This is a genomic window from Mesorhizobium sp. M1D.F.Ca.ET.043.01.1.1 (assembly GCF_003952385.1).
Lineage (GTDB): Bacteria > Pseudomonadota > Alphaproteobacteria > Rhizobiales > Rhizobiaceae > Mesorhizobium.
The window spans coordinates 811,628-826,719 of sequence record NZ_CP034444.1; the positions used below are offsets into that span (position 1 = coordinate 811,628).

Annotated in this window: 15 protein-coding genes; 7 read left to right on the top strand and 8 right to left on the bottom strand. The window is 65.6% G+C overall.

The annotated features are described in order from the left end of the window. Window positions 1-81 precede the first annotated feature (81 nt). Window positions 82-903 (bottom strand): BA14K family protein, encoded by an 822-nt coding sequence (locus EJ067_RS04240; protein ID WP_245468163.1) that lies wholly within the window; start codon window positions 901-903, stop codon window positions 82-84. Window positions 904-1,112: 209 nt separating this feature from the next. After that, on the bottom strand, window positions 1,113-2,219 hold the full coding sequence (locus tag EJ067_RS04245; RefSeq protein WP_126084814.1) for a KamA family radical SAM protein: 1,107 nt from the start codon (window positions 2,217-2,219) through the stop codon (window positions 1,113-1,115). Window positions 2,220-2,390: 171 nt separating this feature from the next. Between EJ067_RS04245 and EJ067_RS04250 the strand changes: the two genes are divergently transcribed. Next, window positions 2,391-3,329, top strand: a complete 939-nt coding sequence (locus EJ067_RS04250) for a hypothetical protein (protein ID WP_126084815.1) — start codon at window positions 2,391-2,393, stop codon at window positions 3,327-3,329. 42 nt (window positions 3,330-3,371) lie between these two features. Here EJ067_RS04250 and EJ067_RS04255 read toward each other — a convergent pair whose 3' ends face one another. Both EJ067_RS04255 and EJ067_RS04260 read right to left on the bottom strand, forming a co-directional pair. After that, window positions 3,372-4,928: a serine hydrolase gene (locus tag EJ067_RS04255; protein ID WP_126084816.1), complete on the bottom strand. Its 1,557-nt coding sequence runs from the start codon at window positions 4,926-4,928 to the stop codon at window positions 3,372-3,374. A 68-nt stretch (window positions 4,929-4,996) separates the two neighbouring features. Then, window positions 4,997-5,401: a VOC family protein gene (locus EJ067_RS04260; protein ID WP_126084817.1), complete on the bottom strand. Its 405-nt coding sequence runs from the start codon at window positions 5,399-5,401 to the stop codon at window positions 4,997-4,999. Window positions 5,402-5,496: 95 nt separating this feature from the next. On the opposite strand from EJ067_RS04260, the gene EJ067_RS04265 reads away from it, so the two are divergent. Further along, window positions 5,497-6,195 (top strand): YafY family protein, encoded by a 699-nt coding sequence (locus EJ067_RS04265; protein WP_126084818.1) that lies wholly within the window; start codon window positions 5,497-5,499, stop codon window positions 6,193-6,195. Window positions 6,196-6,198: 3 nt separating this feature from the next. Here the strand turns inward: EJ067_RS04265 and EJ067_RS04270 are convergent, their stop codons facing one another. Further along, complete coding sequence (locus EJ067_RS04270; RefSeq protein WP_126084819.1) at window positions 6,199-6,588, bottom strand: VOC family protein; 390 nt, start codon at window positions 6,586-6,588, stop codon at window positions 6,199-6,201. 139 nt (window positions 6,589-6,727) lie between these two features. On the opposite strand from EJ067_RS04270, the gene EJ067_RS04275 reads away from it, so the two are divergent. The 4 genes from EJ067_RS04275 to EJ067_RS04285 all read left to right on the top strand — a co-directional run bounded on the left by EJ067_RS04275 (window position 6,728) and on the right by EJ067_RS04285 (window position 10,384). Beyond that, entirely contained in the window at window positions 6,728-7,573 is an 846-nt protein-coding gene (locus EJ067_RS04275) for a helix-turn-helix transcriptional regulator (protein WP_126084820.1), read from the top strand. 79 nt (window positions 7,574-7,652) lie between these two features. After that, complete coding sequence (locus tag EJ067_RS04280) at window positions 7,653-9,311, top strand: acyl-CoA synthetase (protein ID WP_126084821.1); 1,659 nt, start codon at window positions 7,653-7,655, stop codon at window positions 9,309-9,311. A gap of 180 nt (window positions 9,312-9,491) precedes the next feature. After that, on the top strand, window positions 9,492-9,752 hold the full coding sequence (locus EJ067_RS35085) for a hypothetical protein (RefSeq protein ID WP_245468164.1): 261 nt from the start codon (window positions 9,492-9,494) through the stop codon (window positions 9,750-9,752). 23 nt (window positions 9,753-9,775) lie between these two features. Next, window positions 9,776-10,384, top strand: a complete 609-nt coding sequence (locus EJ067_RS04285; RefSeq protein WP_245468165.1) for a hypothetical protein — start codon at window positions 9,776-9,778, stop codon at window positions 10,382-10,384. Window positions 10,385-10,402: 18 nt separating this feature from the next. On the opposite strand, the gene EJ067_RS04290 is transcribed toward EJ067_RS04285, so the two are convergent. Beyond that, on the bottom strand, window positions 10,403-11,821 hold the full coding sequence (locus EJ067_RS04290) for a hypothetical protein (RefSeq protein WP_126084822.1): 1,419 nt from the start codon (window positions 11,819-11,821) through the stop codon (window positions 10,403-10,405). A 379-nt stretch (window positions 11,822-12,200) separates the two neighbouring features. On the opposite strand from EJ067_RS04290, the gene htpG reads away from it, so the two are divergent. After that, a complete protein-coding gene (gene htpG, locus EJ067_RS04295; RefSeq protein ID WP_126084823.1) occupies window positions 12,201-14,087 on the top strand; it encodes a molecular chaperone HtpG in 1,887 nt (628 codons plus the stop codon). A 38-nt stretch (window positions 14,088-14,125) separates the two neighbouring features. Here the strand turns inward: htpG and EJ067_RS34420 are convergent, their stop codons facing one another. Both EJ067_RS34420 and EJ067_RS04300 read right to left on the bottom strand, forming a co-directional pair. Beyond that, window positions 14,126-14,263, bottom strand: a complete 138-nt coding sequence (locus EJ067_RS34420) for a hypothetical protein (protein WP_189510871.1) — start codon at window positions 14,261-14,263, stop codon at window positions 14,126-14,128. Window positions 14,264-14,410: 147 nt separating this feature from the next. Further along, the gene (locus EJ067_RS04300) at window positions 14,411-15,076 is read right to left on the bottom strand and encodes a hypothetical protein (protein WP_126084824.1); all 666 of its coding nucleotides are present in this window, start codon (window positions 15,074-15,076) and stop codon (window positions 14,411-14,413) included. Between the last annotated feature and the right edge of the window lie 16 nt (window positions 15,077-15,092).

Below are 15,092 nucleotides of genomic sequence, written 5' to 3' on the forward strand. Positions count from 1 at the left end.
CTAGGTTGGCGCGCTTGACAGAGGGGATGCAGGCGCGAGGCAACCCCCCTCTATCCTGCCGGCGAGAGAAGCGCGCCGCCCCTACTCGCATTGCCGGCGCGGGCCGCCGTCGAGGGGCTGGTAGGTGTTGTCCTGCGGATCGTAGGAGCGGTAGCGGCTGAAGCAGTCGCTGACATGGTCACCCGAAAACTGCGGGCCCAAAAGGCGATCCCTGGGGGCTTGCTCCTCGGGCGCGATCTCCTCCGGCGGGCCGCCATAGGTGGTGGCGTAGCCGTCACGCGTGGGAGCGTAGCCTTCCATCTCGGCCTGGTCGTCGCTCACCTCGCCTTGATCGGCCTGGCCACTCCGACCTGCGTCGGTCGAAGCGGTGGCGTCGCCGCCCGGATCGAAATAAGGCGAGACGCAGGGGCGCAGCTCGCCGCTGTAGGAGCGGTAGCTGTTTTCTTCCGGACGATAGCTGCGATAGCGGTTGGCGCACCATTCGAGATGGGCGGCGGGCAATCGGGCCTGCCCGGCCGGTGCCTGCTCGGAAGGGGTCTGCCCGGAAGGTTGGGCGGCCGCATTGGTATCGGGCTGGGCCATCTGTGAAGCGTTGGGCTGGGCGGGCAAGGGCTGCAATTGCCGCGGCGCGGCGGGTTGCGGGGTGGCGAGAGCGGTGGTCTGCGCGCCGGCATCCGCCTTGGCGGGCGCGCCGGCCGCCTGCTGGGCCGGGATGCGCTCGAGCTCCTGCTTCGCCGGATCGACCGGCTGGGCGTCCTTGGTCCACAGCTCGGAAACGCCGATCGCGGGTGTGGCCTGGCGCACCGGCTTGGCGGCTAGCAGCCAGGTGGCGAAGCCAAGTCCGCTGGCGAACACGGCCAGGGTCAGCACGAAGCCGCCGACGATTCCCAACAAAGCCTTCACGCTGCACTCCTTAAGCCCCCGCTCGTAGAATGCCAGGCACGGGATGGAAGTTCCCGTCCCCATGAAATGGTGGTTCGGCGAAGCCGAGACTAAGTGGTGGCGCCGACCTGCGCCATCCGACCATAAAGAAGGTCATCGCCCTACGAAGCCTCCTCTCCGGCCGCTTCGCGGCCACCTATCTCCCCGCCATACGGGGGGCGAGGAAGGAGCTAGCCGACCACCTCGCGATATTCCCTCACCTTCCCGTCCTGCCCACGAATCCGCCAGGTCTCGCCGTCGCGGCCCTCGATATGGCTTGCCGCGAGCGGCACCTTGCCGCCGCCTTCGGGCAAATCGATGACATAGGTCGGGTTACATATGCCGGAGAGGCGATGGCGCAGTTCGGCGACCAGCGCCTGGCCCTCGGCAATTGTCGTGCGGCGGTGCGCCATACCGCGCGTCAGGTCGCCATGGTGCAGGTAATAGGGCTTTACCCCGAGGCGATACATAAGCTCGCGGCAGAGCCCCTCCAGCACCTCGACATGATCGTTGACGCCTTTCAAGAGGACGCTCTGGTTGAGCAGGACAAAACCCGCCTGCCGCATCGTCCGGCAGGCCGTCTCGGCCTCGCCGGTGATCTCGCGCGGGTGGTTGAAGTGGGTGACCACCGTCACCAACAACCGGCCCTGCAGCGCCGCCACCAACCCCGCCGTGATGCGCGACGGCAGCGCCACCGGCACGCGGGTATGGATGCGCAACAGCCGGACATGCGGGATGGCCTCGATGCGGGCGCGCATTTCGGCCAGCGCCTTGTCCGGCAGCGAGAGCGGATCGCCGCCGGTCAGGATCACCTCGCGGATCTCGGGGTGCCCGGCGATATAGGCCAGCGCCGGCTCCAGCGCCTCGCGCGTATAGCCGCGGCCGATCGACGTCAGCGACTCCTTGCGAAAACAGAAGCGGCAATAGACCGCGCATTGATAGGTCGGGAACAAAAGCACGCGGTCGGCGTGGCGATGCGTCAGCCGCGGCACCGGGCTGTAGGCATGGTCGCCGATCGGGTCGTCGAGCTCGCCCTCGGCGGCGATCAACTCGTCCGGCGACGGGATCACCTGGGCGCGGATCGGGTCGTTGGGATCGCTCCAGTCGATCAGGTCGAGGTAAGCTTTCGGCACGCGCACCTTGTGGCTGGCCGCGGCTTTCTGCGCAGCCCCGCGCTCGGCGGGCGAGAGCGGCAGCGCGGCAAGGTCACGGACATGGCGCACGCCGGCGCGGACATCGCCCTGCCAGGCGGCGTCGGGCGCGAAGGCCGGTTGTTTGAGGTTGGAGTCTGAGGTCATCGGAGGTCCCGCAAGCAATTTCGGCGGACCTATCGGCCGGATGGACGGCGGGGTCAACCGCCGCGGTTGCCGCAGACCAGCAGGCGCCGCGCCTCGCTCCCCCTGCCCATGCGGATAGTTGTTTTAGCGAAATGCTACTAGTCTCAGCCATCCGGGGCTTCGGGGCGAACAATGGATTTCAACACAGGCCATGGCTACCTCCTGATCGGCGGGCTCATCCTGGTCGGCGCGGGACTGCTGATCCTTTCTTTGATCGTCAATCTGCATGTGGCGCACAGTGTGCGCGACGACATACGCCACCGCGAAAAGCTGCTGGAATATTACCGCAACATCTTCTCACAGCTTGGCGTCATCCTCATCGGCATCGGCGTTTCGCTGTTCATCTTCTTCTTCCAGCAGAATTATCAGGACCAGCGCAAACGCGAGACCGAGCTGCAGCAGGTGCTGGCCAAGCTTGCCGCGCGCATTGCCCGCGGCGCACCCGTCATCGAAACGCTCGGCGAGTTCGACGATGTGCTGGACGAGGGCGGCGCCTATGTCAGCCCGGACCTTGGCGGAAAGAACGCTGCGGTGAGCGCGCAGGGAAGCGAGCTCGGCAAGCAGGTCACCAAGATCCTCCTGGTCGAGCGCGATATCGATGTGCGCGACTTCGACATCCTGAACCTGTCGCGTGATTTCGAGACGACTTTCGTCGTCAACGAGATCGATCCCAAGCTGTGGTTCAACATCGTGCGCGACGAGAGCGAGATCAAATACGCCACCACCCAGCTCGTCCTCGACTACAAGGACCTCCAGGACGCGATCGGCGGCGAGCCGGTCGAGGCCGCGGTCGCCAATCCGGAGAAGGAGCGCAAGATCAAGCACGAGGTGCTCGACATCTTCTATGACGCCGATCTCTTGCGCCTGCGCAGCAGGCAGTTCCTAGGCCGCGCGTGCTGGCTGTTCAGCAAGGGCCGCGCCTTCGTCAGCGCAGCATCGGCGGATGCGATCGAAGCCGATGCCAGATCGCACCAGGAATGGATCGACCGCTCGAAACCGGTACTGGCGGAGTCGAAGTCTGGCGGCAGCGATTGCTTCAGGTTGCTTCACCACAAAGAAATTGCCGAATAATCCTAAGAGTGCAGGCCAAGCCGGCGCAGGCAGTATGCTGAGTTAGTCCCCCACCCGCCGCAGCGTGCCCATATGGTTGTCGTCGAGAAAATCGATCGTCACGGCCGACGCCTTGCCGTCCGGGCCGACGACAAAGTTCACGCCCGCCGGCCGGTCCGGCGTCTCGGCATCAGGGAAGGTCAGGAAAATGTCTCCATCGAAGTGCTTCAATGAATAGGACCGCGCGCCGGCCGGGCCTAGCTTGAGCACGAGGCCGTCACCCGCGCCCGACACGACCGTTTCGCCGATGAAGGCGTTGGCGTAGCGCCCGGCATAGGCGCCGGCCGGCGCCGCCGGCCTTGCCGGCGACGGCGGCTTAGCATAGGCGGCTTTGGCCGCCTCGACCACCGGACCGAACATGCCTGCGTAGATCCCATCCCACGCCCCGATCCAATCCTTGTCGACCGAACCGTCGAAGACGAGGTCGGCAAAGCTGTCGGACAGTCCCTCCGGCACCCCGGTCGGAAAAGCGTTGGCGAGGACGACGATGCCGAGCTTCTGCTCGGGGAAGACCGTCACCAGCGTGCGCGCGCCGACGCTGAAGGCGCCGGCATGACCCCAGCTCAAGCCATGGCGGCCGAATTCGACGTTCCAGCCGAGCCCGTAGAAGGATTCGCCGCCCGAGACCGGGTTCTTGCCGCGCGTCATCAGCGGCACATGCGTCTGGGCGAGCGCATCGGCCGCGATCAGCGGCTTGCCGGCATAGACGCCGTCGCCCAGCACCAGGCGCACCCATTGCGAGAGATCGCGGGCGGTGGAGCTGACGCCGCCCGCGGGCGACTGCGCGTCCGGATCGCGCTTGATCCGGGCCGCCCAGGCGCCGTCGACCCTGACGTGAAGTGCTGCGCGATCGGCGTGCATGACGAAATCCGCGAGACGCGAGCTGGTCGAGGCCATGCCGAGCGGACGGTAAAGCTTCTCCTCGGCGACCTCCTCCCAGGACTTTCCCGTCGGCATGGCGGCCGCGACGGCGCCTTCGGTCAGGCCGAAATTGCTGTAGGAGTAGCCGGCGCGAAAGCTCGATGACGGCGGCACGAAGCGCAGGCGATGCAGGATCGTGGCGCGATCGTAGCCGATGTCCTCGAGGTCGTCGCCGGCGGTGCCCGGAAGCCCGCTGCGATGCGCGAAGAGATCGCGCACCGTCAGTTGGCTGGTGAGATAGGGGTCGGCGAGCCGGAAGCCTGGATCGAGATCGGCGATCCTGGAATCCCAGGACACGACCCCGTCGCTGACCAGCACCGCCACGACCGTGGCGGAGACCGGCTTGGAGAGGGACGCGATCTGGAACACCGTGTCGGGGTCGACAGCCTCCGGCTTGCCGGCCTCGCGATGACCGAACCCTTTCAGGAAGACAACCTCGTCGTCGTGAACGACCGCGATGGCGAGACCGGGCACGGCACCGTCCGCGACGGCGCCCTGCGCCAGCGCCTCGAGCTTCGACAGGGCCGTCGACATCCGCTCGGGCGAGATTGGATCCGCAGATGCCGCCTGGTTCCAAAGCCCGATAACGCCGATGAAGGCCAAGATCCTCAAATGACAGAGATTCCGATCAAGCCGCATGCTTGCGCCTCCCCTCTCCGCATTGACCTCGCGACAATACAGGGCAGCGCCGGCCGGGCCAATCCCCGTCACCTCTCGAACTTCCGGATCGCCCCGGCGGTCACCGGTGTGAAGAAATTGACGAGATTGCCGTCGGGATCGCGGAACAGCAGCGAGCGGTTGCCCCACGGCATGGTGGTCGGCGCCTGCACCAATGAGCCAGCGATGCGATCGGCGAGCCGCCGGTACTCGGCATCGACATCTGCGACGCGGAACTCGATGATGGCTGTTTGATTGGCTGCCGGCCGAGCGACGTGGTCGCCGCCGAAGAGCTGCAGCGTGCGCGTGCTGCCGATGGCGAGCGTGCCGGCCTTTGTGATCAGTTCGGCGAAATCCTCGGTGTAAAGCGTGAGCTTGGAACCGGTCGCCTCCTCATAGAAGTCGACCAGCCGCCTGACATCGGCGGTGATGATGCGGGTCGAAACGAAATTCATGAATCTTCTCCATCAGATGCTGGCGCCCGTTGCGGCGCCGTGTCCGACTTGTGGACGAGGCCTGCTGCCAGCATAGTGGCAACAGGAGACATGCCTTGCGCCGCGCCGACAGACTGTTCCAGATCATCCAGATCCTGCGGCGCTCGACCCAGCCGATCACCGCCAGCCGGATCGCCGAGGAGCTCGAGACCTCGCGCCGTTCGGTCTATCGCGACATTGCCGACCTCATCGGCCAGCGTGTGCCGATCCAGGGGGAAGCCGGCCTCGGCTATGTGCTCGACCGCGATTACGATATGCCGCCACTGATGCTGACGCCGGACGAGCTGGAGGCGGCGGTGCTCGGCGCGCAATGGGTAGCCGACAAGGGCGACGCGGTGCTGGCGGATGCGGCGCGCGACCTCATCGCCAAGATCGCCACTGTCGTGCCGGAGCGCCTGCGCCCCTTCGTCAGCCAGCCGAGCGTCGGCGCGCCGCTCAGCCGCGCAAGCCTAACGGACGGGCTCGACATCGCACGGGCGCGGACATCGATCCGCAACGGTCACAAGATCCGCATCCGCTATCGCAACGAGCAGGACGAGGAGAGCGAACGCGTCATCTGGCCGACGATGATCGGCTATGCCGAGACGGTGCGGCTGCTCGCAGCCTGGTGCGAGCTGCGCCAGGATTTCCGCCATTTCCGCACCGACCGCATCAGCGCCGCCACCTTCCTCGACGAGCGCATCGGCTGCCGCCCGGTAGAGCTGCGCAGCCGCTGGAAACGGCACATGGAAGCGCAAGGGCTGCGCCTGCCCTGATCCCTAAATCTCCGCATAGATCTCCAGCACATTCCCATCCGGATCGCGGAAGAACAACGTGCGGTGGCCCCAGGGCTGGTCGGTCGCCTCCATCTCAATGGCGACGCCCTTGTCTCGCAGCGCCTCGGCGCATTGGTCGACCTCGGCTGGCGCGACGCGAAAGGCAAGCTGCAGCGAAAGCGCGCCTGCCGGCGTCGGCGCGTCGTTGAACATCACGCTGCGCTCTGTCAGGGCCAGGAGGCAGGAGCCGACCTGGTAGGCGGTCCAACCCTCGCCGAGGCTCGAATGAACGGGAAAGCCCATCACGTCCGCGTAGAAGCCGCGCATCGCTTTCATGTCGCGGGCGAAGATGACGGTGTAATCGATGTTCCTGATCTTTTTCAGCGCATTCATTTTTGGATCCTTGTCCAGTTGGCCGCGTCGGGTACGACCAGTGTGGTGTTAGAAGCGCCGCTGGATTTATACTGGTAGTCAGGTAGTACAAGATGAGCGGCGCTGCTGGTAGCGCCGCTAACCCCCTTCGAGGTACGGGATGCTGGAACGGACGGCTGAAGCGGACAGACGCAAGGAGCTCGGTCGCTTTCTGCGCGCCATGCGCGAGGGCGTCGAGCCGGCGCGGCACGGCATCAGCCCCGGCACCCGACGGCGCGCCCCGGGCCTGCTGCGCGAGGAGGTGGCACTGCTCGCCGGCATCAGCGCCACCTGGTACACGTGGCTGGAACAAGGGCGCGAGGCCAACCCGTCCGCCCAGGTGCTCCACGCGCTGGCCGACGTGCTGAAGCTCTTGCCGGTCGAGCGCGAGCATCTATTCAAACTCGCGAAGCCGCAATGGCTGCCCGAGACTTCCCGGTCCGAACGCCCCTCGCCCGATCCGTGGATGGCTGACCTGCTCACCGCGCTCTCGCCCAACCCGGCTTACGCGCTGAACCGCGCCTGGGATTTCGCGGCATGGAATGACGAGGCGGCGGCGCTGTTCGGCGGGTTCGACCGGGAGGACCCGGTGAAGCGCAACCTGCTCACGCGGCTCTTCCTCGATCCGGACTGGCGGGCGCTGTTCGCCGACTGCGAGGTGGTGGCGCGCTCAGCCATCGCGCAATTTCGCGCGGCGACGGTCGGCTATGCGGCGGCTGCAGACATCCGCGCCGTGCTCGATCCGCTCAGGGCGCTGAGCCCGGAGTTCGATCGGCAATGGTCGGAGATGCGTGTCGAGGAAGCGCCGATCTGGTCGAAGGGGCTGGTTGGGCCAAGTGGCGAGGTCGTGACCTATGATTACTTCATGCTGACGCCCGCCGGGGCGGGCAAGGACATGACGATCAGCCTTTATCGGAAGCGTGGCGAAAGCCTGCGAGCGCGCCCCTCTCCCCGACTTTCGCCGTAATCGACCAGCGCCGGGTTTTCGGGCAATCTCTCTCAGCCCATGCCATAGGGAGGTGGCGTGCGGCCAAGGGAGGATTGCCATGACCGAAATGTCAGCGACGCTGCCGCGCCACGAGGATGCCGTGCGGCGCTTCCGCATCGAGGACGAGATCGCCCGGCTCCACGGCGATCCGGCGAGCGGCATCAACGCCTATGTCGAATGCTGCGGCCGCTATACCGGCGAAAACCGGCTGGCGCTGCGGGCGATCTCCGCCAATGACGAGCTGCGCGAATACAGTTTTGATGATCTCGCCGACATGTCGGGCCGCGTCGGCAATCTCCTGAAGGATCTGGGTGTTCGTCCCGGCGATGTCGTTGCCGGCATGCTGCCGCGCATTCCCGAGCTGGTGGCGCTGATCCTCGGCACCTGGCGCGTCGGCGCCGTCTACCAGCCGCTGTTCACCGCTTTCGGGCCGAAGGCGATCGAGCATCGCTTAAGCTACAGCAAGGCAAAGCTGGTGGTGACCAATCCGGCAAACCGCGGCAAGCTCGACGAGGTGGAAAACCCGCCGCGCGTCGCGACCATCCTCGGGCCCGGCGAGACCTTACCCGCCGGCGACATCGATTTCCGCGCCGCGCTTGCCGCCACCTCCCCCGACTGTGAACCGGTGATGCGCAAGGGCTCGGATCTCTTCATGATGATGTCGACCTCCGGCACGACCGGCCACCCGAAGGGCGTGCCGGTGCCGCTCAACGCCCTGCTCGCCTTCGGCGCCTACATGCGCAACGCGATCGGGCTTCGGTCCGACGACGTGTTCTGGAATATCGCCGACCCTGGCTGGGCCTATGGGCTCTACTATGCCATCACCGGGCCACTCCAGCTTGGCATCGCCACCACCTTCTACGAAGGCGCTTTCAACGCTAGAAGCACCTACGACATCATCGAGCGTCTCGGCGTCACCAGCCTCGCCGGCTCACCCACCGCCTATCGCCTGCTGATGGCGGAAGGCCCCGAGGCGGCCGCCCGCGTCAAGGGCAAGCTGCGGGTGGTGAGCAGCGCCGGCGAGCCGCTCAATCCGGAAGTGATCCGCTGGTTCGACGCCCACCTCGCCGCCCCAATCCACGACCATTACGGCCAGACCGAAAACGGCATGATGGTCAACAACCACCATGGTCTGGCACACACCGTGCGCGCGGGCTCGGCCGGCTTCGCCATGCCGGGCTACCGCATGGTGGTGCTGGACGAAGCGGGCCGCGAGCTCGGCCCCAACCAGCCGGGCGTGCTCGCGGTCGATATCGCCAAATCGCCGCTGCGCTGGTTCGACGGCTACCATCAGGCGGAGACGCCGGCGATCGCCGGCGGCTACTACCGCACCGGCGACACGGTGGAATACGAGCCGGACGGCTCGGTCTCCTTCATCGGCCGGGCCGACGACGTCATCACCTCGGCCGGCTACCGCATCGGCCCGTTCGATGTGGAAAGCGCGCTGATCGAGCATCCGGCGGTCAACGAGGCGGCCGCGGTCGGCGTGCCCGATCCGCAGCGCACCGAGATCGTCAAGGCCTTCGTGGTGCTGGCGCCCGCCTATAAGGGCAGCGACGCGCTTGCGGAAGAGCTTGCGCAGCATGTGAAGAAGCGACTTTCGGCCCATTCCTATCCGCGCGAGGTCGAATTCGTCACCGAGCTGCCGAAAACCCCGAGCGGCAAGATCCAGCGGTTCTTGCTGCGGAAGGCCGAGGTGGAGAAGCGCAACGGGTGACAGGGCTGATCTCCCCCCTTGTGGGGGGAGATCAGCCCTCACGCAGCCCTTCGCCAATCATCAATGCCCTTGTGGCGAGATCGGCAGCTTCGTCGCCGTCGCCTGCCGTCTTTTTTTAGCCCAATCTTGTCTTCAAACGTTCGTATGTCTTTGGGCGGAACGCCGAGCGGGGGTCATATCATGCGGTTGGTCTTAACACTTCTGTTCGCGCTCGCGGGCACTGCTGCTTTCGCGGCCTCGCCGGAGGACGACTATATCGCCCAGCGCGACAAGGCGATTTCCGACATCGCGGCGCTGGAGAGCTCGAACACTCAGGTGGAAACGCTCGATGCCGCGAACACCAAGGCGCAGGCCGATCTCGAAAAGCGTCTTGCCGCCATTCTCGGCCCGCTTCCGTCAAGGATTTTCCGGCAACCGGCAAGATCAACCTCGAAAGCCTAAGTGCCTCCGATATCGGCTTCGGCATGCTCGACGGGCTGCGCTACGCCAAGAGCGACGAGGGCCCGAGCATCGTGGCGACGACGCGCGGGCTCGCGGAGCGCTGGCTGCAGTCCAAGACTGATGAGGACGATGAGAGCCTCAAGCTGCCAACCGGCATCGACGACGCGCTCAAGCTCGATGCCTTCTACACCCAGGCCATCGGCGCCGACGCGGCATTCGTGAAGACGCTCGACTTTGCGCTGAAGAAGCCCGAAGGCGCCGATATCGTTGTCGCCAGGCTCGGCGGCTGGACACAGGACGTCGGGCCGATCTACGCCCAGCAGGTCGTCGTCGCGGTGGTCAAGGGCGACCGCGTCCTCATCGCCGAGGCGCCCGCATCACCGCCAGTGCCGAAGATCGCGGCCTGCGAGGCGCTTTGGACAGCGGCGGACGCGACGGCGCAGAAATTCCAGGAGACCTATCAGAGCTCGGACCTCAAGGACCAGCAGGCCTACGATGCCGCCAACGCAGCCTGGGAAAAAGGCGACGGCGATTATCGCGCCTGCATGAGCGAGCGGCTGCCCGGCGATGCGGCTTTCCCGGCGCTGCTCGCAGAGGCGCAGCAGCTGGCCGACCACATGGCCGGCCAGTAACGCAGGCGCTTCCCGATCTCAGCTTGCGTTGGCGCGCATGTTGCGCCGGCTGTTGCGCCGGGCGGTCGGGCGCGCGGCCTCCGCGATGATGCCGTTGGTCACGGGCACGACGTCCTTGCGCGCCCTCGCATCCGTCACCCTGTGCAGCCGCTCGTAAGGCAGCAGCTCCTTGATGCGGGCGTTGAGCGTCGCGATCTCGGCGCGCAGATCCTCGCATTCCTGCTTCTGGATATCGAGCTGGATCTGCTCGGACGCCTGCTGCAGCGAAAGCTGCGACAGGTTGGTGCTGATCACCGACAGGTTCTTCTTGTCGATTTCGCTCTCGTTCCGGAGAACGGCCAGCCTTTCCTCCGCGATCTGCCGTTCGGTCTCGGCATCGTTCAACCGTGCCTTGAGCCTCATCGTGTCGGCAGCGGCTTCGGCCTTGTCGTTGGAGGCCTGCTCCAGCCGTGATTGCAGCTCATGGATCTCGGCGCGCAAGCCGCGCAGCTCCGCCTGGCTCCGCGCCAGCTCCGACGCGCCATCGCTTTCGGCGATGCTGGCCGCCTCGGTTGTCTCCGCAAGCTTGGCTTGCGTCGTCTCGAGCGACTTCTGCAGCCGAGCCTCTTCCTTTTCGTGATTGCCGATCTGGGCCATCAGCTCGGCAATTCGCGCGCTTTCGTTGGCGTGGGTTGCCGCGAACTCGTCGAACTTGTGCCGGGCTTCCGCCTCGCGCTTTTGCGCCTGCTCAAGGTCGACCGAAAGGCCGACCTGCTTTTCGCGCAGCAGCTTGTTCTCGGCAGCACGCTTGTCGGCCTCGACGGTCTTGGCCGTCAGCGTCTTGACGATCTCGCCGAACTCCGCCTCGCGCCTGGCGCTCTCATTGCCCGTCTCGACCAGCTCGAGCCGCACCGCCGCTAGCGCCTCGCGCAGCGACTCGCGGTCCTGGACAAGGCTTGCCTCACGCTGCTGCCAGGCCTCGGCCGCGCCGTCGCGTTCGCGCTGCTTCCTGGAGGCGTCGAGCAGTTGCTCCGCCAGGGTCTTGTGTCCGGCGCTCAACGCGGCGTTCTCCAGCTCCAGCTCATTGGCGCGCAGCGCATCGCGATGCAGGACGTTCAGGATCTCGCGCGTCATCTGATGCGCGGTGGCGATCTCGGCCAGCCTCGCCCCGATCTCCTCCAGATGACCCTGTCCGTCGCGGAACAGCCCGGCAACGGCTTCCAGAGCGGCCAACCGTGTCTGTGTGTGCGGCGTCAGCCGCGAGGCCGAAGCCTCGGACTGGGCCTCGCCCGGCGGATCCTCGTCGCTTGCCGCCGCAGCGGCGACCGCATCGTCTTCCAAGGACGTCTGTTCGTCAGCCGAAAGACATTCCTCGAAAGCCTCAGCCAGATCCGACTGGAGCTCCTGAAATTCCTTGTCTACGTCTTCGGCCCGCTTGATCAGGGATTTGAAATTCATAACGGCACACCTCTTACGCTCACACCCGCCGTCTTACTTAACGAATTACTAATTTATCCCTTTACGTTCCGCGCGGGAAGCCTGACCAAAAGAAGGAAGAAATTAAGGTTATCGCGGCTTTCCAGAGGCTTGCGCGACGTTCCGCCAGCGTCACCTCTGCCGAGCGCGGTAAGTGCCTTTTCGCCCTTGCGGGGGCCGGTCGCTTCACCCGCCATCGACCCGCAAACCCACCTCTTGTTGCCTTCGCCTCTCGTCACGATATTGTCGTACCGAGGGCGGCCCCGGCCGGGCGCCGCCAGCGCAATTAAAATGATCCAAGGATGAGATCCCGGACGCGTTTCGGCGCGACGGGCAAACAAGAAGACGTGGGAAAGTTTGGATGACGGATATCAAGACGGAAACGAGGACATTCGAGGCCGACGTCTCGCGGCTGCTGCATATGATGGTGCATTCGGTCTATTCGGACCGGGATGTCTTCCTGCGCGAGCTGATCTCCAACGCGGCGGACGCCTGCGAAAAACTGCGCTTCGAGGCAATCACCCTCCCCGAATTGCTGGGCGAGGACGCCAGGCCACGCATCACAATTTCAGCCGATCCCGACAACAGGCAGCTCAGCGTCGAGGATAACGGCATCGGCATGAGCCGCGACGAGATGGCAGAGGCGCTGGGCACGATCGCCCGCTCCGGCACGCGCGCCTTCATCGAGCGGGTCGAAGCCGGCAAGGCGGCGGAAGACTCCGCGCTCATCGGCCAGTTCGGCGTCGGCTTCTATTCCGCCTTCATGGTGGCCGATCATGTCGACGTAATCAGCCGGCAGGCCGGCAACGAGGAAGCCTGGCGCTGGTCGTCGGACGGCAAGGGCACCTACGAGATCGCGCCGGTGCCGCTCGCGGCGGCACCCAAGCGCGGCACGCGCGTCGTGTTGCACCTGATGGAGGATGCGACCTCCTACACGACGCCTTACCGGCTGGAGGGGTTGGCGAAATCGCAGTCGGGCCATGTGCCGGTGCCGATCGCGCTTGTCGAGAAGCCGGGCGCCGAGCCGCGCGACATCGCCGACGGCACGGCGCTGTGGGTTCGGCAAAAGAGCGAGATCAAGCCGGAGGAATACACCGACTTCTACCGCAGCGTCGCCGGGCAATATGACGAGCCGGCCACCACGATCCACTTCCGCGCCGAGGGCCGGCAAGAATACAGCGTGCTCGCCTTCGTGCCCGGATCGCGTCCGTTCGATCTCTTCGACCAGGACCGCAAGGAACGCATGAAGCTCTATGTGCGGCGCGTCTTCATCACCGACGACGCCGACGTCCTGCCGCGCTACCTGCGCTTCGTGCGCGGCCTGGTCGATTCCGCCGACCTGCCGCTCAACGTCTCGCGCGAGATGATCCAGGAAAGCCCGCTGCTCGCCGCGATCCGCAAGGGCGTGACCAATCGCGTGCTCGGTGACCTCGCCAAGCTGGCCGACAACGATGCCGAGGCTTACGCCAAGGTCTGGGAGAATTTCGGCGTCGTGCTCAAGGAAGGTCTCTACGAGGACTACGAGCGACGCGAACAGTTGCTGAAGCTCGCCCGTTTCCGCTCGACGGCTTCGGCCGAAGATTTGCGCGGCCTTGCCGACTATGTCGCCGCCATGAAGGAGGGGCAAAAGGCGATCTTCTTCATGGCTGGTGACGACCGCGCCCGGCTCGAGGCCTCGCCGCAGCTCGAAGGTTTTCGGGCACGCGGCATCGAAGTGCTACTTTTGACCGATCCGGTCGATAGTTTCTGGACGACGATGGCGCCGGAATTCGACGGCAAGCCGTTCAAGTCGGTGACGCAGGGAGCCGCCGAGCTGTCGGAGATCCCGCTGCTCGACACGACAGCGAAGCCGGAGACGACGGCGACGCCGGAAATCGACGGCTTCCTGGCTTTCATGAAGGCGACGCTCGGCGACGAGGTTTCGGACGTCAAGGCCTCGGACCGCCTGACCGAAAGCGCGGTTTGCCTGGTCGCGCCCGAGCATGGCCCCGACCGCCAGTTCGAGCGGCTGCTCAACGCCGCCGGCCGGTTGGACAAGGCCGCGAAGCCGATCCTCGAGATCAACCCGCGGCATGAGCGCGTCGCGGCGCTGGCCAGGCTCGGCGACGACGAGCAGGCCTTCAAGGAAGACGCCGCGCATCTGCTCTACGACGAGGCACGCGTGCTCGACGGCGACAAGCCGGCGGATGCCAGGGCCTTCTCGGCGCGGCTTGCCCGGCTGATCGATCGCGGCCTGGCGAAGGGGTGATTGGCGCCGGTGCCGATCCAGCGTGGGGAGGCGCCGCCCTACCCCCGCAGCCCCGGCGCTTCCTGGCCGGTGCGGGCGACATATTCCACGTAGCCGCCGCCATAGGTGTGGATGCCGTCGGGCGTCAGCTCGAGCACGCGGTTGGAAAGCGCGAAATGGTTGATCCCGATTGGCATCGATACGGATGCAAAGCCGTACACCGGCAAAGAGCCGGGCACTGCGTTCCGCCGCTTTTGCCAGGATGGACATTGGCGAACGGCAGCTTCCGCCCCTTCTCCGACATTCGTGGAAAGGGGAGAATTACTTCGCCAAATGCGTACAACTCATCGAGCGAATCCGAGGCTCGCGATCCCAATTCCCCCCACCAGGATCAGGCTTACGGCCCACACAATGTCGAGATTGAACCAGCTTCGTGAGATGAACTTGGGTCCGAGCCATCGAAAGACGGCAATGGCGATAACGCCGCCGCTTGCAATCATGGCGGCCGTATGGGCCATGGAGACGGTAATGGCCGTGATGAGATTACCGGCCACGAGCGTGGCGGCCGCTTGGTGTCCAACGTCATGTTCCCCGGTTTGGCACAGGCCCAGATAAATCGGCACCAGCATCAGCCCAGCACCATGCGCCGTGGCGGCCGCAAAGGACCACAAGGCGAGTTGCGCCGGCGGGATACGGACAAGAACACGCGGGTGGCGCCGATTGAACAGGAGAAAGACCCCCGCTGCGACCACGATCAACCCCGCAGCGATGCGAATCTGTCGTTCCCAGACAATCAGCGTCAGCATCGCGCCGAAAGGCAGCAGGATGCCAATCATTGCCACAAAGTGTCCCGTTGCCAAAAGGCCGAGCGCCCGGAACAATTCGCCGGCGCGCCTGTTTAACAGTCCGGCCGAGACGGCCAACGGCCAGCCCATGCCGGGGTTGACGCCGTGATAGATGCCGCTGGCGATGACGGCCACCCAGAGGCCGGCCGTCATCCACTCGCTCATCGCCTCATCCGCCCGG

Bases quoted from the DNA above. Each gene is read 5' to 3' on its own strand.
- EJ067_RS04245 (WP_126084814.1), bottom strand. From the start codon at position 2,219: ATGACCTCAGACTCCAACCTCAAACAACCGGCCTTCGCGCCCGACGCC.
- EJ067_RS04250 (WP_126084815.1), top strand. From the start codon at position 2,391: ATGGATTTCAACACAGGCCATGGCTACCTCCTGATCGGCGGGCTCATC.
- EJ067_RS04255 (WP_126084816.1), bottom strand. From the start codon at position 4,928: ATGCGGCTTGATCGGAATCTCTGTCATTTGAGGATCTTGGCCTTCATC.
- EJ067_RS04260 (WP_126084817.1), bottom strand. From the start codon at position 5,401: ATGAATTTCGTTTCGACCCGCATCATCACCGCCGATGTCAGGCGGCTG.
- EJ067_RS04270 (WP_126084819.1), bottom strand. From the start codon at position 6,588: ATGAATGCGCTGAAAAAGATCAGGAACATCGATTACACCGTCATCTTC.
- EJ067_RS04275 (WP_126084820.1), top strand. From the start codon at position 6,728: ATGCTGGAACGGACGGCTGAAGCGGACAGACGCAAGGAGCTCGGTCGC.
- EJ067_RS04280 (WP_126084821.1), top strand. From the start codon at position 7,653: ATGACCGAAATGTCAGCGACGCTGCCGCGCCACGAGGATGCCGTGCGG.
- EJ067_RS35085 (WP_245468164.1), top strand. From the start codon at position 9,492: ATGCGGTTGGTCTTAACACTTCTGTTCGCGCTCGCGGGCACTGCTGCT.
- EJ067_RS04285 (WP_245468165.1), top strand. From the start codon at position 9,776: ATGCTCGACGGGCTGCGCTACGCCAAGAGCGACGAGGGCCCGAGCATC.
- EJ067_RS04290 (WP_126084822.1), bottom strand. From the start codon at position 11,821: ATGAATTTCAAATCCCTGATCAAGCGGGCCGAAGACGTAGACAAGGAA.
- htpG (WP_126084823.1), top strand. From the start codon at position 12,201: ATGACGGATATCAAGACGGAAACGAGGACATTCGAGGCCGACGTCTCG.
- EJ067_RS34420 (WP_189510871.1), bottom strand. From the start codon at position 14,263: ATGCCAATCGGGATCAACCATTTCGCGCTTTCCAACCGCGTGCTCGAG.
- EJ067_RS04300 (WP_126084824.1), bottom strand. From the start codon at position 15,076: ATGAGCGAGTGGATGACGGCCGGCCTCTGGGTGGCCGTCATCGCCAGC.